The organism is Diplocloster hominis (genome assembly GCF_032380655.1).
Taxonomy (GTDB): Bacteria; Bacillota; Clostridia; order Lachnospirales; family Lachnospiraceae; genus Diplocloster; species Diplocloster hominis.
Genome location: NZ_JAWDIY010000003.1, coordinates 56,596 through 81,482, shown reverse-complemented (window position 1 = coordinate 81,482; position 24,887 = coordinate 56,596). Strand labels below are relative to the sequence as shown.

The 24,887-nt window shown below is 47.4% G+C and carries 22 protein-coding genes and 2 pseudogenes; 16 read left to right on the top strand and 8 right to left on the bottom strand.

The genetic code is table 11. The features are described 5' to 3' along the window. The first annotated feature begins 27 nt into the window (after positions 1-27). From ABC831_RS04030 to ABC831_RS03995, 9 genes and pseudogenes are all read left to right on the top strand, one after another. Positions 28-1,653, top strand: coding sequence for a response regulator transcription factor (locus ABC831_RS04030; RefSeq protein ID WP_343246959.1), 1,626 nt, complete (start codon positions 28-30; stop codon positions 1,651-1,653). Then, positions 1,650-3,437 carry a histidine kinase gene (locus ABC831_RS04025; protein WP_343246958.1) on the top strand — a complete coding sequence of 596 codons (1,788 nt, stop codon included), beginning with the start codon at positions 1,650-1,652 and terminating at the stop codon, positions 3,435-3,437. The genes ABC831_RS04030 and ABC831_RS04025 overlap by 4 nt, the downstream gene beginning before the upstream one ends. After that, entirely contained in the window at positions 3,438-4,397 is a 960-nt protein-coding gene (locus ABC831_RS04020; protein ID WP_343246957.1) for a substrate-binding domain-containing protein, read from the top strand. Between the two features lie 52 nt (positions 4,398-4,449). After that, positions 4,450-5,487 (top strand): galactose ABC transporter substrate-binding protein, encoded by a 1,038-nt coding sequence (locus ABC831_RS04015; protein WP_343246956.1) that lies wholly within the window; start codon positions 4,450-4,452, stop codon positions 5,485-5,487. Positions 5,488-5,834: 347 nt separating this feature from the next. Further along, entirely contained in the window at positions 5,835-6,035 is a 201-nt protein-coding gene (locus ABC831_RS26475) for a helix-turn-helix domain-containing protein (RefSeq protein ID WP_425524560.1), read from the top strand. Between the two features lie 247 nt (positions 6,036-6,282). Continuing rightward, complete coding sequence (locus ABC831_RS04010) at positions 6,283-6,648, top strand: helix-turn-helix domain-containing protein (protein ID WP_343246955.1); 366 nt, start codon at positions 6,283-6,285, stop codon at positions 6,646-6,648. Positions 6,649-7,244: 596 nt separating this feature from the next. After that, positions 7,245-7,451: a DNA-binding protein gene (locus ABC831_RS04005; protein WP_343246954.1), complete on the top strand. Its 207-nt coding sequence runs from the start codon at positions 7,245-7,247 to the stop codon at positions 7,449-7,451. A 13-nt stretch (positions 7,452-7,464) separates the two neighbouring features. Further along, positions 7,465-8,736, top strand: a complete 1,272-nt coding sequence (locus ABC831_RS04000) for a tyrosine-type recombinase/integrase (protein WP_343246953.1) — start codon at positions 7,465-7,467, stop codon at positions 8,734-8,736. Positions 8,737-9,112: 376 nt separating this feature from the next. Beyond that, positions 9,113-9,208, top strand: a pseudogene (locus ABC831_RS03995) (DUF3852 family protein); the annotation flags it as partial. Between the two features lie 43 nt (positions 9,209-9,251). On the opposite strand, the gene ABC831_RS03990 reads toward ABC831_RS03995, so the two are convergent. From ABC831_RS03990 to ABC831_RS03970, 5 genes are all read right to left on the bottom strand, one after another. After that, complete coding sequence (locus tag ABC831_RS03990) at positions 9,252-9,659, bottom strand: arsenate reductase ArsC (RefSeq protein ID WP_343246952.1); 408 nt, start codon at positions 9,657-9,659, stop codon at positions 9,252-9,254. A gap of 11 nt (positions 9,660-9,670) precedes the next feature. Continuing rightward, positions 9,671-10,033 carry a thioredoxin family protein gene (locus ABC831_RS03985; protein WP_343246951.1) on the bottom strand — a complete coding sequence of 121 codons (363 nt, stop codon included), beginning with the start codon at positions 10,031-10,033 and terminating at the stop codon, positions 9,671-9,673. Positions 10,034-10,046: 13 nt separating this feature from the next. Continuing rightward, positions 10,047-10,265 (bottom strand): DUF2703 domain-containing protein, encoded by a 219-nt coding sequence (locus tag ABC831_RS03980; protein ID WP_343246950.1) that lies wholly within the window; start codon positions 10,263-10,265, stop codon positions 10,047-10,049. A 16-nt stretch (positions 10,266-10,281) separates the two neighbouring features. Then, positions 10,282-11,295, bottom strand: a complete 1,014-nt coding sequence (locus ABC831_RS03975) for a permease (RefSeq protein WP_343246949.1) — start codon at positions 11,293-11,295, stop codon at positions 10,282-10,284. 94 nt (positions 11,296-11,389) lie between these two features. Next, complete coding sequence (locus ABC831_RS03970; protein ID WP_343246948.1) at positions 11,390-11,704, bottom strand: ArsR/SmtB family transcription factor; 315 nt, start codon at positions 11,702-11,704, stop codon at positions 11,390-11,392. Positions 11,705-11,910: 206 nt separating this feature from the next. Between ABC831_RS03970 and ABC831_RS26470 the strand changes: the two are divergent. Next, positions 11,911-12,402, top strand: a pseudogene (locus ABC831_RS26470) (nucleotidyl transferase AbiEii/AbiGii toxin family protein); the annotation flags it as partial. A 165-nt stretch (positions 12,403-12,567) separates the two neighbouring features. On the opposite strand, the gene ABC831_RS03960 reads toward ABC831_RS26470, so the two are convergent. Continuing rightward, entirely contained in the window at positions 12,568-13,482 is a 915-nt protein-coding gene (locus tag ABC831_RS03960) for a helix-turn-helix domain-containing protein (protein ID WP_425524559.1), read from the bottom strand. A 167-nt stretch (positions 13,483-13,649) separates the two neighbouring features. On the opposite strand from ABC831_RS03960, the gene ABC831_RS03955 reads away from it, so the two are divergent. After that, positions 13,650-15,614 carry a glycoside hydrolase family 31 protein gene (locus tag ABC831_RS03955; RefSeq protein WP_343246946.1) on the top strand — a complete coding sequence of 655 codons (1,965 nt, stop codon included), beginning with the start codon at positions 13,650-13,652 and terminating at the stop codon, positions 15,612-15,614. A gap of 8 nt (positions 15,615-15,622) precedes the next feature. Here ABC831_RS03955 and ABC831_RS03950 read toward each other — a convergent pair whose 3' ends face one another. Next, positions 15,623-17,506, bottom strand: coding sequence for a hypothetical protein (locus tag ABC831_RS03950; protein WP_343246945.1), 1,884 nt, complete (start codon positions 17,504-17,506; stop codon positions 15,623-15,625). Positions 17,507-17,591: 85 nt separating this feature from the next. Continuing rightward, a complete protein-coding gene (locus tag ABC831_RS03945) occupies positions 17,592-19,691 on the bottom strand; it encodes an efflux RND transporter permease subunit (RefSeq protein ID WP_343246944.1) in 2,100 nt (699 codons plus the stop codon). Between the two features lie 167 nt (positions 19,692-19,858). On the opposite strand from ABC831_RS03945, the gene ABC831_RS03940 reads away from it, so the two are divergent. From ABC831_RS03940 to ABC831_RS03920, 5 genes are all read left to right on the top strand, one after another. After that, positions 19,859-20,422 (top strand): TetR/AcrR family transcriptional regulator, encoded by a 564-nt coding sequence (locus ABC831_RS03940; RefSeq protein ID WP_343246943.1) that lies wholly within the window; start codon positions 19,859-19,861, stop codon positions 20,420-20,422. Between the two features lie 113 nt (positions 20,423-20,535). Beyond that, positions 20,536-21,132 carry a hypothetical protein gene (locus ABC831_RS03935; RefSeq protein WP_343246942.1) on the top strand — a complete coding sequence of 199 codons (597 nt, stop codon included), beginning with the start codon at positions 20,536-20,538 and terminating at the stop codon, positions 21,130-21,132. Then, on the top strand, positions 21,071-23,266 hold the full coding sequence (locus tag ABC831_RS03930) for an ASKHA domain-containing protein (RefSeq protein ID WP_343246941.1): 2,196 nt from the start codon (positions 21,071-21,073) through the stop codon (positions 23,264-23,266). Before ABC831_RS03935 ends, ABC831_RS03930 begins: the two co-directional genes overlap by 62 nt. A gap of 32 nt (positions 23,267-23,298) precedes the next feature. Further along, entirely contained in the window at positions 23,299-24,000 is a 702-nt protein-coding gene (locus ABC831_RS03925) for a polysaccharide deacetylase family protein (RefSeq protein WP_343246940.1), read from the top strand. 62 nt (positions 24,001-24,062) lie between these two features. Continuing rightward, positions 24,063-24,785 (top strand): tRNA threonylcarbamoyladenosine dehydratase, encoded by a 723-nt coding sequence (locus tag ABC831_RS03920; protein ID WP_343246939.1) that lies wholly within the window; start codon positions 24,063-24,065, stop codon positions 24,783-24,785. Positions 24,786-24,887 lie beyond the last annotated feature (102 nt).

Genomic DNA, 24,887 nt, shown 5'->3' with positions numbered 1-24,887 from the left:
TCATAAAGGAGGAGGGGGCGAATCCATATGGAATTCTTTCGTATCATTCTTGTGGACGATGAAGCGGAGGTGCGGGACAGTATCAAAAATAAAATAGACTGGGAAGCATTGGGATTTCAATTGGCGGGTGATGCGGAAAATGGCCAGGACGCGTTAGAGATGTTGGAAAATCTCGATCCGGATGTGGTGTTAACCGATATTAAGATGCCTTATATGGATGGGCTTACGCTTGCCGCCCGAATCCGGGACTATAATCCATCCATCCGGATTGTCCTTTTTTCCGGTTTTGATGAATTTGAATATGCGAAGCAGGCCATCCGGCTGAATGTAATTGAATATATCTTAAAGCCGGTCAATGTGGAAGAACTGACTGAAATTCTACGGGGGATTCATAAGACGCTTCAGGAAGAGCTGGAACAGAAACGAAATGTGGAGATCCTCCGGACGAACTTCCGGCGAAATCTGCCGTATCTCCAGGATCATTTTCTGAATGAGCTGGTACACGGGAGGATCGAAGAAAATGCCATTGGCGGGGAACTGCGCTATTATGGAATTGATATTGCAGACGCGGACTGCTGGGTAACAGCAGGACTGGTTATAGAAGGAGGAACATCTCAAGAGGTTCTGGAATATATACCGGTATGGAAGGAAAAGGAGCTGGTACTCTTATCCGTACGCCAAATTACAGAGGAGTGTATCCTTGCCGATCTTCGCTATGCCATGTTCCGGGGCTCCCAGGGCTGGTATCTGATTGCAGCTCTCAAAGGACCGGGCCAGCTGCCGGATTTGATCAAAAACCTCCAATATATCTGTAAAGAATGCAGAAGGATTTTAAAAGCCGACGTGACCATCGGCGTCAGCCAGATATGCCGTGAACCGGGCGGCCTCCGAGAAGCTTATGCAGAATGTAAGGAAGCGTTGGGTTACCGGGTGATTATGGGCACTGGACAAGTGATCTACAGCAAAGATGTAGAACCTGTTCAGAAAGAATATCTGGAATTCGACAGTAAAATGGAAGGTAAACTGATCAGCGCCGTCAAGTTCGGCTGTGCGGACCAAATCAGAGAGTCCGTGGGAGAGATCGTAGAGAACATGAATGATGTAAAAGCCCACAGCAGTGATTATCAGTTTTATACCCTTCAGATTTTGAATTCAGTGTCGAAGATGCTGAAAAGGTTCGGTTTGGATACGGCAGAGGTTTTAGGAAAAGGCAAGGACTGTGCGGAGCTGCTTCTTGAGCTGACAGGCCGGAAAGAGCTGTTTGGATGGCTTGCCGATACCAGTATCCGGATCAGTGAAATAATTCATGATGAACGCCGGCACACGACACAGAATTTGATTGACATGGCCAAGGAATATATCCAGGAACACTATCCAACCCCGGATTTGACTGTGGAGACGGTGTGCAATTATTTGCACATCAGCCAATCGTATTTTTTTTCACTGTTTAAAAAAGAGACGGGTCAAAGTTTTGTGACCTATTTGACGGAGGTCCGTCTGCAAAAAGCTCTGGAACTTTTGAATCAGACGGAAGATAAAACCTATCTGATTGCGGAAAAGGTAGGCTATACGGAACCAAATTATTTCAGTTATGTTTTTAAAAAGAAATTCGGGATCTCACCAACCAAGTACAGAGGGCGTGGGTCACTATGATCTGGGGAATGATGGCTAGGCTGAAGACTTTCGGCCAAAAAATCAGTATGAGGTATATTATCTGGTGCGCACTGACTGTTTCGGCTGCCATTATGACGGCTTTTACCGCTTCATTCCTGTACCAGCGTTTCTCCAAAGAGTTCAAAGAAACGGCAGATTCCAAAAACCAGGCGCTGATGATCCAGGTAAACAACACATTGCAGACCTATCTGCGCAATCTGATGCAGGTATCGGATACCCTGGCTTACAGTGTAATTAAAAACAAAGATATAAAGGAAGAATCCATAACCGAAGAAATGCAGCTGCTCTACGATACCAATAAAAACCTGATTGAAAATATCGCGCTGTTCTCACAGGACGGGGAACTTCTGGCATCAGCCCCTGCCCTGCCTTTGAGAATGGCGGATATCATGGGTGAGGAATGGTTCCGGGAGGCATTGGCACGTACAGAGAATATGCATTTTTCTATGCCACAGGTGCAGAAGCTTTTTATAAACAATGACGATGAGTATACCTGGGTACTGGATTTAAGCCGGGCCGTACAGATGAACTACGGAAAGGAGAGTACACAGGGAGTGCTGCTGATTCAGATGCGGTACTCGGAACTGGAACAGATCTTCGGGGATGTATCACTGGGACGGGATGGTTACACCTATCTGGCCGATGCGAACGGTACGCTGATCTACCATCCGTTCTATGAACTGGTGTGCTCACAGATGGTGGCGGAGAATAACATGCAGGCTGCCCGGTACCGGGATGGTCCTCATACGGAAATGTTCGGAGGCAGGAAGAGGAATGTGACGGTAAAGTCGGTGGGATATACCGGCTGGAAGATTGTAGGGGTTACTTATGGGCAGGATAGACTGCTGCGGGATAAAAAAGGGACCTGCTTTCTTTTATTTATTATTCTGTTCGCGCTGACCTGTATGATGGGTCTGAATTCTTTTATTTCCTCCAAAGTAACGAATCCGATCCGCAAGCTGGAACATTCTGTCCGTATCCTGGAGGAAGGCGCTCTGGATACTATGATAGAACCGGAAGGCTCTTATGAAGTCCGGCATTTGGGTAATGCGATCCGGAAGATGGCAGTTCAACTGCAGCGGTTAATGCAGGACATCGTAAAAGAACATGAGTCAAAACGGAAAAATGAGCTATATACCCTGCAGTCCCAGATCAATCCCCATTTTCTGTATAACACCCTGGATGTAATCGTCTGGATGATCGAAAATGAAAAACGTCAGGATGCGGTCCGGGCTGTCACCGCTCTGGCACGTTTTTTCCGGATCAGTTTAAGCAAAGGAAAGACAGGGATTCGTGTAGAAGATGAGCTGGAGCATGTGAGGAATTATCTGATGATTCAGAGTATGCGTTATAAGAACAAGTTTACCTATTTTATTGAGGCGGAAGAGGATACGCTGGAGCTGGGAACGTTAAAATTGGTCCTTCAGCCGCTGGTGGAGAATGCGATTTATCACGGAATGGAATTCATGGACGGAGACGGTCATATACAGGTTAGCGTAACCAGACGGGAAAGAGACCTGTATATGGAGGTGGCCGACAATGGGCTGGGAATGAGGGAAGATACGGTGGAACATCTGATGAAAGGGCTGCTGACCGGCACAAGCGGGTCCGGAATCGGGATAAAGAATGTGCAGGAGCGGATCCGTTTGTATTTCGGTCCCGCTTATGGACTGGTGATCCATTCCGAACCGGATGTGGGCACAAGCGTGGTGGTGCATCTGCCCGCGATTTCTTACGAAGAGATGAGAAAGAAGGATTTATAATTGCTGGAAAAGATAGAAAAGTACGGAATGTTGATTATGGGGATCATATTGCTTCTTTTGTTTCTGTTATCCAGCACGGACCTGATCTGGAAGGAAAATAGAAGTGAAGTGAGCCGGATCTCCATTGTCATTGATGATACGGATGATTCCGCGTGGACAAATTTTAAAAAAGGAATGGATCAGGCTGCCGCGAGATATCAGGTGGAAATATCCTTTGCCACACTTTATGATACAAATGGATACAGCAGCCAGCAGGAACAGATTCAAAGAGAAATCGAAGACGGAACCGATGCAATGGTGATTGCACCGTTTGACGCAGAGAACATCGCACGGTATCTGGATGAGACGGCGCTCAGTATCCCGGTGGAGGCAATCATATCCGATATTCCATCGGAAAAAACCGGGCTGAATCTTATAATCGACAGTTATCAGATGGGATATGAGATGGGCGGCAGAATCCTTGATGATAGCAGCCAAGTACAAAAAGTAATCGCCGTCACCTCTAATAAAAATAAAGAGTCAGCCGAAACCTATTACCAGGGGCTTATGGGCCGGCTGCAAGAAGCGGATATTCCGGTAACACTGAAAGAAGTGAAATCAGAGCAGGAAGTACAGGACTTATTCGATGCTTCAAACCCTGAAAAGATGCAGGTTATGGTAGGAACCGACGCCACGGTTCTGAACCGGATCTGCGGGGAAGCGGTGAAGCGGCAGATGGAGAAGTTACAGCTCTATGGTAATGGCTATACGAACCGTACATTGCGCTATATGGAGGAGGACCGTATCCAGGCATTGACGATCTGCAACGATTATAATCTGGGCTATCTGTGCCTGGAAAATATGGTGTATCTGCTGCGCAAGGAAAACAGAAAGGGGCGACAGATGCAGCCGTTTTATCTGATCGGTCCGGAGGAACTTAACAGCACTGAGTACCAATATGTGCTCTATCCCATCGAATAGGAAAGCATGAAGCATATAGCCTAAACGAGGCTTATTATACGAGGAGTTATAGATGGAAAATACGAAGAAGAAAAAAACGATATGGATAGGGTCTTTCCTCCTGCTGGTATTCTGCGCAGCTGGAAACGTGCTGTATCAGACGAATCGGGAGGCTATGCAGGAGCAGGAACACAAAAGCAGCATCAGAATAGGAGTATCCGCATACAAACAGAGCGATACCTTTATTTCTACCATTCTGGAAGCCATGTCGGATTTGGCCAAACAATATGAACAGGAAGGTAATATAAAAATCAATCTGGATATAACGGATGCCAAAGGAAATCAGAATCTGCAGAACCAGCAGATCGAACATTATATCTCATTAAATTATGACGTGATCTGTGTCAATATTGTTGACAGGACAAACGCGGCTGTAATGATCGACAAAGCGATTGACGCGGAAATCCCAATGATCTTTTTTAACAGGGAACCGGTAGAGGAAGACATATTCCGGGGAGAACAGATCTATTACGTAGGTTCCGACGCGAGGCAATCCGCAGTGTTGGAGGGGGAACTGATCGTGGAAGCCTACGAAAGAGATCCCGGAAAGCTGGACCGCAATGGGGACGGAGTCCTGCAATATGTGATGCTGGAAGGGGAGGCGGGGCACCAGGATGCCCTGATCCGGACACAATGGAGTGTACAGACGCTGTTGGATTATGGCATCCGCATCGAGAAACTGGCCGGTGGGGTCGCTAACTGGGAAAAAAATCAGGCGGCAGAACTGATGAAACAGTGGTATCACCAGTACGGTGATCAGATCGAACTGGTAATCTGCAACAATGACGATATGGCTATCGGGGCAGCTGATACTCTGGAGGAAGCCGGAATGACGGATATCTGTATCACAGGGATCGACGGGACTCCACAGGGATTAAAAGCGGTGGAAGAGCATAGGCTGTTGGGAACAGTTCAGGCGAATGGTCCGGAGCATGCAGCGGCAGTCCTGGATCTGGCCTGCAGCCTAACGGTGACAGGACAGGCACCGGAGAATATAGGGATGGAAAATAAACGGTATATTAGGATTCAGCTGGATAAAGTGTCGAAATAGAAAAAATATTTGATATATAGGACACGGGACAGTTAGTTGAAGAAAACATCCTTATTAATTATACCTTATGGGGCGGATTTTCTGCGACCTCGCCTGCAGGGCATGTATTAAGGGATGCTGTAAAGTATATTTAAATTTAATTAGAAATATGTGAGATTATTTTTCTAACGCGAGATATTACATGTTGTTACCTTTAGGTAACGTCATAAAGGAAGGACTTAGTCTTCGATATTCAATGGCTTTCAAATGGTTATTATATCTTTTGAAAGAGATGTTTTTCCCAGTATATATGGGATACTTGCGTTAATACCATTTGTGCATCATAAATATATTAGGAGGTGTACTTAATGGAAATTGGAGAACGTTTATCGTATTATAGACGTAGAGCCGGATTGTCTCAAAAGGATGCGGCAAATTTGATTAATGTGTCCCGCCAATGCCTAAGTAATTGGGAAACGAATCATCGAGAGCCTAGAATTGAGGATTTATGGCGACTATGCAGGTTATACAATATAACATTGGATCAATTTGTGAAGGATAATATATAATAGGAGGAAAATTTGCGAGTTGAATTTAATCTATTTTAAATAGTAAGGGTAAGGTATAAAAATTTATAACATCAATATTGAAATACAATTTAGATTAGTAAAGTATTCGCATCACTAAGTTTTATTCAGTGTAGCCGAATACTTTCTTTTTTGCATGATTGATATTACTAATAGCATGTCTGGATGTCAAAATTAATTCGCCTGATTGTCAGTGGTTATCGAAATGAAAACCTATTAAAATATCAGTATGGAGTTGATTATACAGATGATAAAAAGTTTAATGAAAATCATATCTGATAATATTCGAATTCTAAGAATTGAACGTGGTTTAACACAAGAGCAGCTTGCAGATATACTTGAAATATCTCCATCATATGTTTATAGAATCGAAGCCGGACAAAGGAATATAAGTTTAAAAACACTCTTGATATTGATTTGGAAATTTGATATTCCTCCGGAAAAAATAATACCCAGCCCGCTAAGGACAATAGATAAAAAATGGGAATACGAATTTATATCGTTGATTAAATATTGTGACGAACAACAAATAAGTTTTATATTATCCCATTTAAAACACTTAATAAGCGAGATGCAAGAATATTTCAGTAAATGATCAGATTTTTATTTGTCTTTTTACCTAGAAATACCGGCTAGGTATTTCTAGGTAAAAAGATAATAGTCTAACTTTATCTTTTGTATTGATCCTTGATAAACACGTTATTAACGTCATAGCCAATAGTGATTACACTAACCGTTTTACTGGAAAACCAGAAAGCAACATAGGAAATACGCTGTGATATACTAATGTTTTTTAATAAGTACGAGCGATAAATATTTGCCTTAAAACATTTCGTGGCGGAAATGTATTGCGATGACAAAAACGGGGATAATGATACTCCTGCCGAAGGGCAGCTCTCTGGGATGGGAGAGGCTTCTGGCCTGTGATGCACTGCCAAATTTGCAGATCACTATTGTCCGAATGCTCCGGAATGGGTATAATAGAGCATTTTATCGTAGTTAAGATTAAGTGTGGGCACTCGTAATTAAGTTATGTAGCATACACAATCTTTACGGCATCATGCAAGTGCCCCGATATTAAGTGTATGTAGTCATTTAAAAGGTTGTGGTATTAAATGCTGTTACGTACATGTTTATAATACGTATGGTAATCAAGAAGCATAAATCAATTTTCAACGAGGGGAGTGAAATATGGAAAAAACACCAGTAGATAAGGCTCTATTAGATATTAACGAAGTATGTACATATTTAGGTATTGGTAAAACGAAAGCAAGAGAAATCTTAACGAAGACGAACAATAATTTTACCGTCAGAATAGGAAACAGACTTTATGCTAACAAAGTTTTACTTGATAAATGGCTATGTAGTATCAGCGGTAATAAAAATGATAGCCAATGAGGTATAGATCATTATGGGTAAAGATCTGAAAGGAAGGAATCTGGGAGTAGGATTATACCAAAGAAAAGATGGAAGATATGAAGCAAGGGCCCAAATTAATGGAATTTCTATAAATCTGTACGATTTTAACCTAAACAAGCTAAAGCAGGATTTTAATAAAGCTAAGAACAGTGCACAGCAAAACATAGATGTAAGAAGAAAAACGATCACATTGAATGAATGGTTTGATGAATGGTTTACCACTTATAAAGAGCCCTATATAAAAGAAACAAGCATTTTATCTATGAAGAATTTGTTTCGTAAGACTTTTGGTTCTGAACTCGGAAATTATCGAGTAACAGAAATAACTAATAAAGATATTCAGCAAGTTATAAATAATATGAAGGATAAAGGAAGGGCCTCATCATCAATACGAGATGCATTGGGTAGAATGCGAGACTGTATGGAGTCGGCTAAAAACAACCGTATCATAAGTATCAATCCTTGTTTTGAAATAAAGGTTCCCTGGGAAAATAAAGTAGTGCTACGGCGCTTCCTGTCTCAAGAGGAACAAAATAAGTTTTTAATGGCAGCTGAAAATAGCTGGTATAAAGAAATGTTCTATGTCATGTTTCTGACAGGAATGAGAATTGGTGAAGTAGGAGGATTAAAATGGTGTGATGTTGACTTTAAAAATCAATGCATTAATATAAACCGTCAACTATCCTGTCAATATGAAAGAGGAGTTAAAACTTTAAAATTTTCCACCCCGAAAACTCAAAACTCTTATAGAAAAATCCCATTTATGGGAGAAGCAGAGGAAATGTATCAAAAACAAAAGCTTAAAGTTGATTTGTTACGTAAAGAGCTTGGAGCCAGATGGAGGGGAAGTGATGAATTTGACGGATTGGTATTTGTTACAAGTATGGGAAGTCCAGTTTTAAGATATCATGCAGAAAAAGAAATTAATAATTTAGTTGATTCTATAAATGAAAAAGAGGCTTTTGATTCTGTCAGAGAAAATAGAGAACCTGAAAATTTTGATAGGATGTATCCTCATGCTATCAGACATACGTTTTGCAGCCGATGTTTTGAAGCAGATATGTCTCCTAAAGTTGTACAAAAATTAATGGGTCATCAGAACTATAGTACGACGATTGATATCTATACACATGTTACCCAAGAAAAGTATGACCGGGAAGTAGTTAAATTAGGAAATGCTGCCGGTAACAAAATGATTTATAATAATGTAGGTGAAGAAATTATCATATCAGAAGAGGAGGGGCAAAAGTTGAGTATGATTTAACTATATACAATTCTGCAAATACTTAGGCGTTACGTTGAGAATACCATTTTACCAAAACGTTAATACTCTTTACCAAATTGTAGAAAGGTGATTATTAACTTACAAATGATTATTAACGATATTTTATACCAAAATCTTATATTGGTAAAAAATATTAAATAATTCCGGTGTTCGGCATAAATACTGTGTTTGTTAGTTAAAGTTCTCAAAGCAGATGCAATGATAACTTTATACAGATAAGCGTGCGAAAACGCCGGAAAACCTAGAGTTTCCGGCGTTTTTTCATGTTTTCGCGGGTGATGTAATTGATCGTAAAATATCGTAAATTTTCGCGGAAAATTTGGTAAGAATTTGGTACGAAAATTGGTAAAATTTTGGACAGTTTGAGTTTACTGCCCCGGCTATTCTGTTCGCATGTCTGGTGTTCAGCCTGACTGCGCCGCTTTATGTTTGGACCATTTTGGGGATGTAACTGAGAACAGGAGAACGAGGCTGACAAATGCCAGCCTCTTTCTTTAGAGCGTATTATTTGTGATTCGCTCTCGCAAATTCTCTATTTTGGAGTGAATTGTTTTAATTGTACGTTCAAACTCTGCATCACTTTTCCGGGTAGGATCGTCCAACCCCCAATCCTCACGGTGTTTACAGGGCAAAATTGGACACGTCACATTGCAGCCCATCGTCACCACAATATCCACAGATGGGATATCCTCCAGAGGTTTGGAACGCTGGGTCAGCCCCATGTCGATGCCGTAAAGCTGTTTCATCAGCCGCACCGCGTCCTGATTGATCTGCGGCTTCGTTTCTGTCCCGGCAGAATAGCTCTCAAACGCATCTGCAGCAAGGTACCGACCCAGCGCCTCGGCAATTTGGCTGCGGCAGGAGTTGTGAACGCAGATAAAAGCTACCTTGGGTTTACTCATGTTTGTTCCCATTACCCTCGTACCTTTTGCAGAATTTGAATGACCTCAACCTTTTTCAGGACCTTGCCAAAAGAAACCACCTTGCCGTCCACCACCAGCGCCGGAGTGGTCATCACGCCATAGGCGGCAATTTGAGTAAAGTCCGTCACATGGTCGATGGTGGAATCCATCCCCAGCTCTTGGAGAGCCTCCGCGGTTGCTGCTTCCAAAGCGTTGCACTTGGCACAGCCGGAACCCAGCACCTTCACCGCCGCGCCGCTGGTTTTCACCTGCTCGGCCTGCGCCATCGTTTCGGCGTTGCAGTTGCCAGCGCAGCAGCAAGCGGCGCCTTCTTCCTTGATGTCCTTTTTCTTACCAAAACCAAACAATGCCATAATCCATATCCTCCTAAAATAATTCTTCGCTGGAGATTTCAATCTTTTGCAGTTTGACACGGTACCCAGCAGTTTCCAGAGCAGGAGAAACCGTGAGAAGAACCTCCTCCGGCACTGTATCCGCACCGATGCAGCGGTCGCAGGTTTTGAGATCAAGGTACAGATATTGAACCAGTACCTTTTTAGCATCGCCGCCATTACAATAGGTTTCACCACAGCAATAGTTTCCCATTTTCACTTTCCTCCCTTTACACCAGCAGATACTGAAAAATGTTAAACAGGTAGCCAACAGTGATGATGCCGATGGTGCAGATCGCTATAAACAGCCCCAGTAGCTTTGGCTTTACAGCCTTGCGGAGCATGATGACGGAGGGCAGCGAAAGGGTGGTCACCGCCATCATAAAGGAGAGCACCGTGCCAAGCTGTGCGCCCTTGTAGAGCAGTGCCTCCGCTACAGGGATTGTGCCAAATATATCAGCATACATGGGAACACCCAACAACGTTGCCAGCACCACGCCAAAGGGATTATTGCTGCCGAGTACCATCTCAATCCAGTGCTCGGGAATCCAGTTGTGAATGAGCGCACCGATGCCAACGCCGACAAGAATGTAGGGCAGCACTTTCTTAAAGGTGGACACCACCTGATCCTTGGCGTAGAGGACACGCTCTTTGCGGGTCAAATCCGGCGATTCAATGTCCACACTGCTGGCCGAGCGGATGAACTCCTCCACCTGATTCTCCATGTGGAGCTTATCAATCAGTGTACCTCCGACTACGGCGATTACCAGCCCGACCAGCACATACACAATGGCAACTTTTGTACCAAAGATACTCATCAGCAGGACAAGAGAGCCGAGGTCAACCATAGGCGAGGAAATCAAAAAGGAAAACGTCACGCCCAGCGGCAGCCCTGCGCTGGTGAAGCCGATGAACAGAGGAATGGAGGAACAGGAGCAAAAGGGCGTTACCGTTCCCAGCAGCGCCGCCACAATATTAGCTCCAACGCCGTGAAAGCGTCCCATGATTTTCTTGCTGCGCTCTGGCGGGAAGTAGCTCTGAATGTAGGAGATGATAAAAATTAGCACGCAGAGCAAAACAGTGATTTTCAGCACATCGTAGATAAAAAACTGAACGCTGCCGCCAATTCGTCCTGACACATCAAGACCCAACAGCGAAAGCAGATTGCCGATAATGGCATTGAGCCATTTCATTCCAAGCACTTGGTCTTGGAAGAACAGCCATATGGTTTGCAGAATTTCCATAATGGAACTGACCTCTCTTTCCTAAATTGCATAGTTACATCAAAATAATTTGATGCATTGTGTCAGATAAAAGCCACCTCTTATCAGATGGCTTTTATCTGTTGCAGCAGCTTGTGTCCTCCGCTGTACCATAGGGAGTGGTAATTGCCTTCAGCAGTTCCATGGCCTCGTTGCTGCCTTGCTCACTGATTTTGTAGTGCGTCCATTTGCCTTCCTGTCGGCTCTCCACAATACCCGACTCACACAATATCTTCATGTGGTAGGATAACCCGGATTGTCCTATTTCAAGATCATCAAGAAGCACACAAGCACACTTTTCGCCGCTACGGAGCAACTCCAAAATCATCAGCCGCTTTTCATCACAAAACGCCTTAAATACCTTGGCATTCTTCACGGGAGTAAGTTCCAACAGTATCACCTCAAATCAAAATATCTTGATACGATATAGTATATGCGTCAAATCAAAAAATGTCAATATGAAAGGATGGGTTTTCTTATGAAAATTAAAATCCGCTCACCGTCTTTAGGCAAGCATTGACTGATATTTACCGCCCGTAGGTACTTATTCTGCCAGGACAGTGATGCAGCTGGTCGATTTGTTAATGGAGGTGTGAAATGAGACTACATCAGGACAGGGAGGCGTTTGAGGCGTTGCTCTCGGATATAGGACGACGGACCGGTATCCGTAACGATATTATAGAGAAGGATTATTATATTACTTTGATTCTATATGAACTGGCGGGACGGCAGGATACGCTGCCTGCTTATTTCAAGGGTGGTACTGCTTTATATAAAGCGATTGGCTGGATGAAACGCTTTTCCGAAGATATCGACCTTACAGTGGAGGTACGCGATTGCAGCAAAACCCAAGGCAAAAAAAGATTAGAAACGGCAGCCAATGGGTATAGCGGGCTTCGACGGACCTCGGACAAGGAAAGGGAGAGCAACCAGAGGGGGAGCATTACCAGCGTGTATGAATATGATCCTGTTACGGCTGTCGATGAAAATGATGCACTTCAGCGTTTTGGTTATGTGAAAGTAGAAGCGACCTCTTTTACTGTCAGTGAGCCAATCGAGCTGCTCGAAGTTGCGCCTCTGCTGTATACGGAAGCTACTTTAAAACAGCGCGAAATATTGGAGACCCGTTATGAAATTTTACCGTTTTCTGTACGCACGATCAAGTTAGAAAGCTTTTGGCCCAAAAATAGGTTTATCCAGGAAATAATGTGGAATGTATCAGCGCCGGAAATAATTCGTGTTCCGGCGCTGCTCTTATTCCTGGAAAAGTACGTTTTGTTTCCTTTTGCGGAAGTCATTGGGCGTCAGCCCGGTTTGCTTCCGAAACTGCCGGATGAAATAGCTCACATTATCAAAGCCGCAATCCAAACTGATCTCCAGGACGGTTTTGGTTGTGCTTTTTAATAACCGTTTTGCCTGTTGGACCCGGTAGCGGATCAGGTATTGAATGGGGGAAGTCCCTGCAATCTCTTTGAAAAAACGGCAGAGATATTGCGGATTACAGCCGGCCGACCGGGCCAGCATTTCCAGTGTCAGCGCCGATGTATACTTTTCCTCTATCAAAGAAACGACCCGTTTATAGCGGTCAATGCGTTCTTTTTCAAAGACACTCACTGCATCCGCACTGGAATTCAATAAACCATACCGGTCCAGCTCGATCAGATACCGGAGTATTTCCAGTTTAAGCTGATAATACCAGTGGTCCGCTGTCTTTTTACCCAAATCGATCAGATGTTCCATTTGTTTATTGATCGGTACGTACCCCAGATCCGAAGGACGGATCAATCTGGGTAACATTTTTTTATTACATAGAAGGGGATGGATCAGTTTTTCCTGCATCTCATCTTCATAAGAAAACGCTAAAATCTGCTGGTTAAATAGAAGTGCGTCATGAAGAGTATCAGATCCCATACTTTCCAATAAATGAAGCTCCCCGCTGTTGATCATGCAGATATCACCCTCTTCCAGGTACAGGGTCTCCAGATTGATTTCAGCTTTATAGCGGCCTTTCTGTATTTTTAGTATTTCCGTGTTGTAATGCCAATGACGTTCCACGAAGAAACGGTCTGGATAAAAGGTGCCCTTTCCGGACTTAAAATTCATGATTGTCAGAGGCCTTTCTTTTGTGCCGTGCTGCACGTTTTCCTCAAGAGAGTATTCTTTGTTCATACCGGCCCACGCCCTTTCTATTGCCGTTATCCTATTGTTACTACCATAGCAGACCTATTGATATAAACCCGGGGATGTCATGATTGTGTTATTATTTTATTAAATAATGCAAGATTATTCAATGGGATTTTTTTATAATGTAAAAAATGATATATGGAGGTATTCGTATGATTAAGAAATATATTTTTGGCACTCCTTTTGATACAGAGGCAGTCGCAAAAGACATTCCGGCTGACGACGGAGTACCTGTATATGGGGAGATATCCATGGAAAATGGTTTCCGCTATACGTATCATATGGATCTTGAGGATAAAATATATGGCCTGGGAGAAGCCAACAGAGGTATCAATAAAAGAGGATATCAATATATCAGCAACTGTGCGGACAACCCGGAACACACGGAGGATGCGGTATCCCTGTATGGCGCCCATAATTTCCTGATTGTGAGCGGTAAGGATACGTTTGGCCTGTTTATCGATTATCCGTCCGGGTTAACCTTCGACATTGGCTGTACGGAAAGGAACCGGCTGGACATCACCTGTGAAGAGGCGGATCTTTCTCTGTATCTGATCCAGGGAGAGTCCCTTTATGATATTGTAAAACAATTCCGCGGGATGATCGGGCGCAGCTATATTCCGCCGAAGTTTGCCTTTGGTTTCGGCCAGAGCCGCTGGGGATATACCACGGAAGAAGACTTTCGCAGCGTAGTGCGGGAATACCGGGAAAACCATATTCCCATGGACCTGTTATATATGGATATTGATTATATGGAGCGCTTTAAGGATTTTACGGTGAATAGAGAGAATTTCCCGGATTTCGGCCGGTTCGTATCCGACATGAAAGCCGCCGGTATCCACCTGGTTCCGATCATCGATGCGGGGGTGAAGGTTGAAAAAGGGTATGATGTCTATGAAGAAGGTCTGGAGAGAGGCTATTTCTGTAAAAAAGAGGACGGCACTGCTTTTACCGCCGCCGTGTGGCCGGGCTGGACGCATTTTCCGGATGTACTGAACCCCGAGGTAAGAGAATGGTTCGGAAATAAATATGATATCCTGATATCCCAGGGAATTGACGGTTTCTGGAACGATATGAACGAGCCGGCCATTTTCTATTCCGAAGAAGGCCTTCAGGAGGCAAAGGAATTCATGAGGGAGTTCCTGGAGGACAGCGATCAGTTTTCCCCCTTTGCCATCACCGAAATGGCCAATGGCCTTGCCAACAGTCCCAAGGACTATCAGCGCTTTTACCATGAAGTGAACGGGAAAAGAATCAGACATGATAAGGTGCATAATCTATTCGGTTATAACATGACCCGGGCAGCCGGGGAGGCTTTTGAAAAGCTTTCGCCGGATAAGCGGATCCTGATGTTCTCCCGTTCCTCCTACATCGGCATGCATCGCTACGGCGGCATCTGGACCGGGGACAATAAGTCCTGGTGGTCCCATATTCTGCTGAACTTAAGGATGCTGCCTTCCCTGAATATGTGCGGTTTCCTGTATGTCGGCGCGGATCTTGGCGGATTCGGGGCGGATACCACCAGAGATCTGCTGCTGCGCTGGCTGGCCCTGGGAGTATTCACGCCTCTCATGCGCAACCATGCCGCCCTGGGGACCAGGCTTCAGGAGTGCTACCGCTTCGAAGAGCTGGAGGACTTCCGGCATGTGATCGGCGTGCGCTACCGGCTGATCCCGTATCTGTACAGCGAATATATGAAGGCCGCGCTGCATGACGAGATGATGTTTAAACCTTTGGCTTTTGAATATCCGCAGGATTCTATGGCCTGTCAGGTGGAGGACCAGCTGCTGGTCGGCAGTGAGATTATGATCGCTCCGGTCTATACACAGAACGCGTCCGGCCGTTATGTTTACCTGCCGGAAGAGATGAAATTTATCAAGTTCCTGCCCGATGGGACGATCCGGGAGGAAGTTCTGGAAAAGGGTCACCATTATGTGGAGATCGCCCTTAACGAGGTGCCCTTGTTTATTCGTAAGGGAAAATCAATTCCGGTGGGAGCTGCCGCCGAAACCATAGCGGAAGTCTCCAACGAGCCGCTGGATTACATCGGCTACGCGGACGCATTCTATGAACTATATGACGATGACGGGGTGACACCCATAGCCTGGTCTGAATAACGGCATTCCTACCGGAACAGATCCAGGAACTTCTCCCATAATGTCTGGGGCTTGGAATCCGTTGTCTGCGGAGCCTCTTTTACGGGAATATCGACAGGCGGCGTGGACACGACAAACTGGACCTGTTCGATATGCTTGTTGCGGCCGTCCACGAAGGACACAGGATGAAAGTCCGTCTTGTCATAATCCTCCATGAGCTTATCGATCTCTTCGCGCAGGCGGTCGGGCAGATCCCTGGTATTTACAAAGAGTTCTTTGGTTCCGGACTTCAACTGGCCGCCGCCTTTGTTCAGCTCGGCTGTACCGTCGGCCAGCTGCCCGATGCCCTGATTCAGGGTGTCGAAAGCGTCGGCCAGATCGGACACGCCGTTTGTATAGGCCACAAGCCCGGAATGGAACGTGGAATAATTGGCGGACAGATCGGAAAGCCCCGTGGTCAACTGTGACAGCGCTAAGGTGATATCGTTGTCTTTCAGTGATTGCCCGATTCCGTCGGCCATGGTGCCAAGGGAAGCGCTGATGGTTCCAAGCGGTGTGATCAGCGAAGAGAGAGTCGAGTCTACCGCGCCGAACGCTTCTTTGACGGCATCGAAAGTCCCCTTGGCGGTCAGGGCCGATGTGTACGTGTCGGTCAGCTTTTGAAGAATCGGAACGAGGGGGGCAAGCTCCGGCGGCAGCTGACTGCCGGTGCCGGGACCGGGGGTCATCATGGACTGCAGGAACGCCAGCTCTTCGGGAGTCAGCGGACTGTCATCCAGAGCGTCTAAGGCCGGCACGAGTGCGTCATAAGCCAGTTTATAATTATCACGGAGCTGGGTAAGACCTCCCACAGCCTGATCAAGGCCTGCGGACATCTCCCGCAGGGCACCGGGCAGCTGGTTCAGGCTGTTAAGGTCTATCTCTTTGGCCTGTTCCTGAAGCGAGGAGGATATGGTGTCCAGAGCGTCCCGGATCGTGGCGGAGGCGGCCTGGAGCTTATCCGTATTTGCGTCCAGCTTATGCATGCCTTCCTGGTATTTCGAAGAACCGGACGCCAGATCCTTACTGCCGTCCAGAAGCGTGCGGATGCCTCCGGACAGATCCGACACGCCCTGATTCAGCTGATCGATGGCATCGGACAGCTCTGTGATATCACCGGTCATTTCTGAAGTGTCCGGCATCTCGATGGCCATAGAGAAGGGGATGGCGGCGATCATAATACCGTCCATGGCAAAATCATGCACATCGGCCTCCAGTGAAAATTTGCCTTCCTTTCCCGGAAGTGCGGTGAATACGATCTGTTTGTCGGAGCCCGCATTGGCGATAGATGCATCCGGGGCGGTGATATTCCGGCTGAGCCGGTTATCCATGGTCACCGTGATCTGCATCATATAATTGTCGTAGAAGGACGGCTCCATATCCGGAGTCTGTGCGGTATGGATCTGCAGAGACAGATGTCCGGCTGCGCCGGCCAGCTGGTCCGCGCTGACCGAAGCGCCGTCAAGCTGATAGTTTATGGTATAGGTCCAGGGCAGCGGGCGCGCTTCCAGATTTCCCTGATAGTAGAATGTGCCGTCAGGCACGGTCAGTATATTTTCCCCATTATCCGAGCGGATGGCGGACTCATCGGTCAGGTTCGAGACCGAGTCGTAAGCGCCGTAATCAATGACAACCCCTGCTTCCCGGGTGTAGACCGTATTGACCACATAGATGGACTGGACCGACCCGTCGGAGGAGAGCTTGCTGTAGACGACCTCATCCTTGGTAAAATCATCCAGAGGAGTGCTGGCGGGGCTGTCCTGCCCGGACGCAGACTCGTTATTCTCCCCGGCCTGTACCGGCAGGGCCATAGCGAGGAAGCAGGAGAGAGGCAGGGCGGCAGCCAAAATCAGACAAAGAATTCGTTTTTTCATATTTACCTCCTGTTACGCATATACTGCGTCATTTATTCAGTATGGGTGAACATCTTTTGTTCAGCCTTAAACCTCCGGTTCACGTTCAAGAGCGCTTTTTATTGCCGCTATGAGCACTGCAAAAATTGGAATGGATCGTAGTGATCCGCAGCAGCGGGTCGAACAACAAAAGCAGCGCAGGCAGGAAGAACAGGACCATCAGCATGGATAACAGAGTGCCCCGTCCGAGCAATAGTCCCAGCTGGGAGATAATCTGGTTCGATGATGTCAGGTACAGACAGAAGCCGGCAAAGGACAGGATGGACCCGGAAACCAATATGGAGAGATAATTATTTGCCAGAGTCTTACAGAGGGCTTCCCTGGCGGGCAGGCTCTTACGGTTCTCTTTGTACCTGTCGGACAGAAGGATGGCGTAGTCCACCGTGGCGCCCAGCTGAACGGTATTGATCACCAGGAACCCCAGATAGTTCAGGGTGGAATCCTGGAAATACGGAACCGCCAGATTCATCCAGATCGCCGTTTCAATGGTTAAAAGCAGCAGCAGCGGGAACGTCAGGGACCGGAAGGTCAACAGAAGCACCAGGGCGATGGAGATCAGCGCGATCAGGTTTACCCTGCTGTTATCTGCCGTTACGGTAGTCTTCATGTCATAGAGGTTGACGCTTTCCCCGCAGGAGTAGACTCCTTCCGGATACAGGGAACGCGCCGCGCCCATCACCTGCTCTACTGTTTCGAAGGCCACTGCCCCTTCCTCCTGCGTATCTGTATTTACAATCATTCTGGTATAGTGATCGGAATAAAACTGGCTGGTGACTGACGCGTCCAGGTAATCGGAGGGGATCGCGGCGTCGGCCATGGCTGTGTAGGAGATGACGCCGGTCACGTGGTCCAATCCTTTCAGAGTCTGGCCCAGCTCCTTTTCAGCCGCCACGTCTCCCTTGGGGACAAGAAGAACGATGGCTGTGGACTCGCCGAAGACTGTGTTGATGGCCTCATCGTCTCTCATCAGCCGGCTTCCGGGAGAATTATCCCCCATGCCGTAGGTAAAAGACGCGCGAGTCTGGGCCAGATAACCCGGAACGATCAGCAGAGCTATCAGAATCAGCACCGGGATTCTAAGACGAAGCACGAATTTCCCGATCCCCTTCCAGACCGGCAGCAGCTGCCGGTGCCTGGTCTTATCGATCCATTTATAAAAGCATAGCGTGACCGCCGGCAGAAAGATCATAACGGACAGGAAACTCAGCAGGATTCCCTTCACCAGGTTCAGGCTTAAGTCCGGACCGATCCGGAAATTCATAAAGCTTAGAGCCACGAAGCCGAATAAAGTAGTCGCGGCGGAGGCGGCGATCGCGGAAAAGGCCTTTTTCATAGCCATCTGCATGGCCAGCTGCGGATCTTCTGTCTCCTGGCGGCATTCGGAAAACCGATGCAGCAGGAAGATGGCATAATCCAGAGATACCGCCAGCTGCAGAATCGGACTGACCGCCTGGGTGATAAATGAGATCTCTCCCAAAAACAGGTTGGTACCCAGATTGATCAGCACCGCCACTCCGATGGCCAGCAAAAAGAATAAGGGTTCTATCCACGAGGAGGTAAAAAGCAGCAGGATAAGAAGGATAAGGGGAACCAGGATCAGCATGGCCCGCAGAGTTTCGCTCTGCGCCATCTCCTGGGCGGAGGCGATGGTAACCGCCTCTCCGGATAGGGCACCGTCGCTTCCTGCCAGACGGTACAGGGCTTCCACGGTCCCGGCTTCCGCGCCGGGGCTCACCGTGGCGTCAAAGAGCGCCATGCCATCCTTATAGTAAGTCCCCACCGTGTCCGGATCCAGCATTTGAAGCGGCTGCTTCAGATCCGCTGCGCTGTCCAGCCAGAGGACATCCGAGATTCCATCTATCGCCTCCAGCTGTTTCTTAAAAGCCAGAGCCTCCGGTATCGAGGTAACGGGAACCATAATGCGGATGTTGGGCACGGAACCGCCGAATTCGTCCGCCATGATCTGAAGGGCTTTCGTGGACTGGGCGTCCTCGGGGAGATAGTCGGCCATGTTATAATTGATCCTGACCAGGGGGATCATAAGGCCGAAGATAAGGGCCGCGGTAAGGAACAGAACAGTCACACTTTTTTTATGTTTTAAAAAGTATTTTGATAAAATATCCAGAAAAATCACCTCTGTTTTCATACGTCGTGTTGACTTTCTTTCATATATCTATAATAATATACATAGTGATATTAATTCAACAATCAGAAAATCCCGAACTGTAACATGCCAAACAAATACGCTGATAAATGTATCTTATTAAACAATATCTGGGAAATTGCCGGGCGAACGCTCCCATGGAGGTAAGGATGGAAATAAAAAAACAAGATAAACGGGTCCGCTATACGAAATTATTCTTAAAAGAAGCGCTGATCAACCTGATGCAGGACAAACCGGTAACCCAGATCAAAGTCACGGAGATCTGCCAGGCCGCCGAAATAAACCGGGCTACATTTTACAGCTATTACACAGACCCGATGGACCTGCTGGCCACGGTGGAGCAGGAAGTAATCGATAATATCAATATGTATCTGCAGAGCTTTGACTACCAGGAAAACCCCTCGGATATGCTGGTGATGCTGACCAAGATCCTGGAATACATCGAGCAGAATGAGAAACTGTGCCTGATCCTGCTGGGAGGAAACGGAAACCCGGACTTCCAGCGAAGAATCACTATGATAATCCGGGAAGGTTTCGTGAAGGACTATCAGATGAAAAAGGCCATGGACCCGGCCGTTGCGGAATATGTATATACCTACATCGCATCCGGGAGTTTCAGCCTGATTCTGAAGTGGCTGGAGGAGGAACGCAGGATTCCCCTGCCTCAGATGGCGGAGATGGTGGTCCGGCTGTCTAATGGGGCCGGCCTTTAAAAGCAGTCCCTCCTGTAACGAGGGCAAACCCTGCAGGATTGATTGGCCCTTGAAGATGTACAGAAAATGCGATATAATAAACCAATGACTGAAAAAGGAGATAATGTGTAGGTATGAGTGAACAGGAGATAAAGAAAGTCCGCAGGCTGATAACCGGAATTTTGATTGGTCTTACGGCGGTTGTGCTGGCATATTTTGGTTATTCCATATTTTCCAAGAATACAAATATGACGGCGTTTCAGGTGATTATGGGCGTTTGGCTGGTGTGCTATGTTCTGCTGCTGGACGTTTTGGAACCGTATCTGCTTAAGGAGTTTGAAGATTTGACTCCGGAACGGAAAACCGGATATATCAAATATCTGGGGACAGATATTATTGGAATCGGCGGTCTGGTTTTGTTTGTATTTATGCTGGGGAATCCGGACGGGAACAGTACGGTGGGCCTGGTGGGAGCTATTGTCTATGCTTTTAGCATGAGACCCAGACAGAAGTTCCGGAAGGAGTTTTTAGGTATCGTGGATGAGGTGGTGCAGGAAGAGGAGGAGGATCACTCTCCATTGCCCACGGCTGCCGATGCGGCTGCCAGAAGTGCCCGGCTGACGGACAATGAAGCAGATGAGGCAGAGCCGGCGGAAGAAGCCCGGAAGGATGAAGCAAAGGAAGCAGAAGGACAGGCTTCTGCTCAAGAGGATCGGGAAGAACGTGAATAAAATGAATTATCATCAGCGGGCGGGTCTGTATACGCCCGCTGTTTCGCATCCTGAGATAGGAAAAGAACAGGTTCTTCGCAGGATGGAGTGCAGAAAAGGCAGTGATCTCTATCAGAAAATGGAGGAGGAGTTCGATGAACTTCTTCCGGAACTTTACGGTCTGGCGGAGCCGGCGGCGGTGTACCACAGAGGGAAGATTCCCCGGGGTTCCGCAGCGATTCCCGTATTGGGACAGGACGCGGATGTGATCTATGTGCTGGTCGGTACGGGAGAGCGGATCAGCCGGGAGGCCGACCGGCTTTTTCATACAGGAGAATGTGTGAAGGGGCTTTTGCTTCACTCTATGGCGGATGAATACCTGTTTTGTCTGGATGAGTGGATTCAGGACAGGATACGGGAATATTGCCGGGAAGAAGGAATCGGAATCCGGGAGCGGCTGGAGGCGCCCGGCCGGCTGCCGGCTGAATTCCAGGAGGAGCTGTTGGAAGCGGTCCAATGCAGGGAGACGGAAAAAATCAGGCTTACGAAAGGTTATATGTTCGAGCCGGTTAAAACTATGGGATACCTGCTGAGAGTCAGTAACGACCGGTGCCGGATGAGACTGGGACATGATTGTAATACTTGTGAGGCGGTGAATTGCAGAATGAAGGACAGATGTATCATGAACTGTGCGGCCTGCCAAAGAACGGACTGCCGGATGCGGGGGCAGTGGCAGCAGGAAGAGGAATTCGATATCGTTCAGGAATATGGGCTAAGGGAAAACAGCGGACGGAAGTCACGTGCAAAAGCCTGTAAAGATAAGAAGGATGATGGAAATGCAAATGACAGTAAAAATAAGGAGACTGATCTTGAGAAATCCGGTGTAAACGGAGAACCTTGTGTGATAGCGGCAGATATCGGGACGACCACCCTGGTCCTTTTGCTGGTGGGCGCGGTCAGCCATGAGGTTCTGGGCTGCTATAGCAGTATCAATCATCAGAGACGTTTTGGCGCGGATGTGGTATCCCGCATCCAGGCCTCCGTATCCGGACAGGGGAAAGCCCTGGCAAAATCCATCCGGGATGATTTGAATCGTGGAATCCAACAGCTTATGACAGAACAAGGTCTGTCTGCCGATCGGATCAGTAAAATAGGGATAGCCGGAAATACGACCATGCTGCACCTTCTGATGGAATACCCCTGCCGTACACTGGGAACAGCACCCTTCCGACCCTATAACAACGGCCTGCAGGTAATAAAAAGCCAGGACCTGTTCCAGGCAGCGCCGCAAACACCAGGACAGAATGAAAAGCCGGACCGGATCGACTGTCCGGTCATACTGCTGCCCGGCATATCCGCCTTTGTGGGTGCGGATATTACCGCCGGCCTATATGCCTGCGGAATTCATGAAGCCCAAAAACCGGTGCTGTTCCTGGATTTGGGGACGAACGGTGAGATGGCCGTAGGAACCGGTGAGCATCTTTTCGTCACATCCACAGCGGCCGGACCGGCATTTGAAGGGGGAAATATCACGTTCGGTACAGGCAGTGTCCCAGGTGCCATCTGCCAGGTAACGATCGGCCCGGATGGGAAAGCCGCCGTAAAAACGATCGGAGACCGTCCGCCCGCAGGAATCTGCGGAACCGGTCTGATCGAGGGAATCGCGGAACTATACCGGACCGGCCTGATCGATGAAACTGGTCTGTTAGTTCCGGAATACTTTGAAACCGGCTATCCTCTGACGCAGGGAGAACACAAAGAACCGGAAGAAGAGGTTCCCTCCATCGTCATCACCCAAAAAGACATCCGGGAAATCCAGATGGCAAAAGCAGCGATCCGGGCCGGGCTGGAAACTTTGATTACCGAGTACAAAACAACCGTCGAAGAGATTGATACCATGTACGTGGCGGGAGGATTCGGCTACCGTCTGGACCTTAACAAGGCAGCCGCCATAGGATTAATTCCTCCTCAACTGGCATCCAGAGCGAATGCGGTGGGAAACAGTTCCCTGAGCGGAGTCGTAAAATATATGCTGGAAGCAGGAAGTATTCCCAGCCATATTGCAAAACAGGCCAGGGAAGTCCAATTAGCCGACAGCGAAACATTCCGGCAGCTCTATATAGAGCATATGTTTTTTCCCAGGGTCATATATTGATAAAGAGTAAGATCCGTAAAGGAATTTGTTCGATGTGGAAGCAGCGGCTGCAGATATTTGTATTTTTAGATTTACTGGTTCTGGTCACGGCGGTGGGAATCCGCATGCATGTGCTGGAGAAGACAGAGCAGGAGCGGACGGTGATAGAGACCAGCCAGACCATCGTGGCATCTGATATGAAGCCAAAGATCGCACTGACGTTTGATGATGGGCCCCATCCGGTGTTTACGCCTGAGCTGCTGGATGGGTTGAAAGAGAGGAATGTTCAGGCTACTTTTTTTGTAATTGGAAAAAACGTTACGGGAAATGAAGAAATCATCAAAAGAATGGCGGATGACGGCCATCTGATCGGGAACCATACGTTTGACCATGTGGAGATTACGAAGCTTTCCCAGGAGGAGGCCAGCGATGAAATCGTAAGAACCAGTGATCTGGTGGAAGAGATCACCGGCTCACCCACGGAATATGTCCGGCCGCCCTTCGGGTTATGGAAGGATGATTTGGAGTGCGGGATACAGATGATCCCGGTCATGTGGACGGTAGATCCGCTGGACTGGACCACGGGAAATGCCACCAACGTGGTAAATAAAGTAGTGACGAAAGTCAAAGAAAATGATATTATTCTATTACATGACTATTACGAAAGTTCCGTACAGGCAGCTTTGAGGATCGTGGATATCCTGCAGAAAGAGGGGTACGAGTTCGTGACGGTCGATGAATTGATACTGGAATGATACCCGCAGCAGACGCGGATGAGCAGTCGGTCTCGCGGAGTTAAGGAATAAGGAGCCTGAATATGGCAGATGAATTCAGCAGAACGAGGATGCTTCTTGGCGGGGCCGGCGTAGAGAAACTTAAGAACAGCAGGGTCCTGGTGTTCGGCGTCGGCGGTGTGGGATCACACTGTATCGAGGCGCTGGCCAGGAGCGGCGTGGGGAACCTGATCCTGGTAGATCACGATACCGTGTCTCTGACAAATATCAACCGGCAGGTGGTGGCGCTTCACAGCACCATCGGCAGGCAGAAGACAGAAGTGATGAGGGAAAGAATCCTGGATATCCACCCGGGAGCGCATGTAGAGACGTTTCAGACTTTTGTGCTGGAAGAGAATGCCGCGGATTTGATAACAGAGGATCTGGACTATGTGGTGGACGCGGTGGACACGGTAACCGCCAAACTTTCCATCGCTGAGTGCTGTAACAGAACAGGTATTCCGCTGATCAGCAGCATGGGCACGGGAAATAAGCTGGACCCGTCCCGGTTCCGGATCGCGGATATCTGCGAGACGTCGGTCTGTCCCCTGTGCCGGGTGATGCGGCGGGAATTGAAAAAGCGGGGAATCCCAAAACTAAAGGTTCTGTATTCGGATGAGCAGCCAATCGATACGAGGGCTGTGCAGACGGATGAGGAGGCGGGTGAGAGGAGAAGCATTCCCGGCAGTGTGGCGTTTGTGCCGCCGGTGGCTGGGATACTGATCGCCAGGGAAGTGATACTGGATCTTTGCGGTTTGCCGGGATAGTGGTTCCGGATCATTGCGTATCATCCGGTAAGTGGTGACAGTTCTTTGGAGCCACGAGTTAAGTTTTTAGATCATTGTGAAGTCTGATAAGATTAGAAGAGG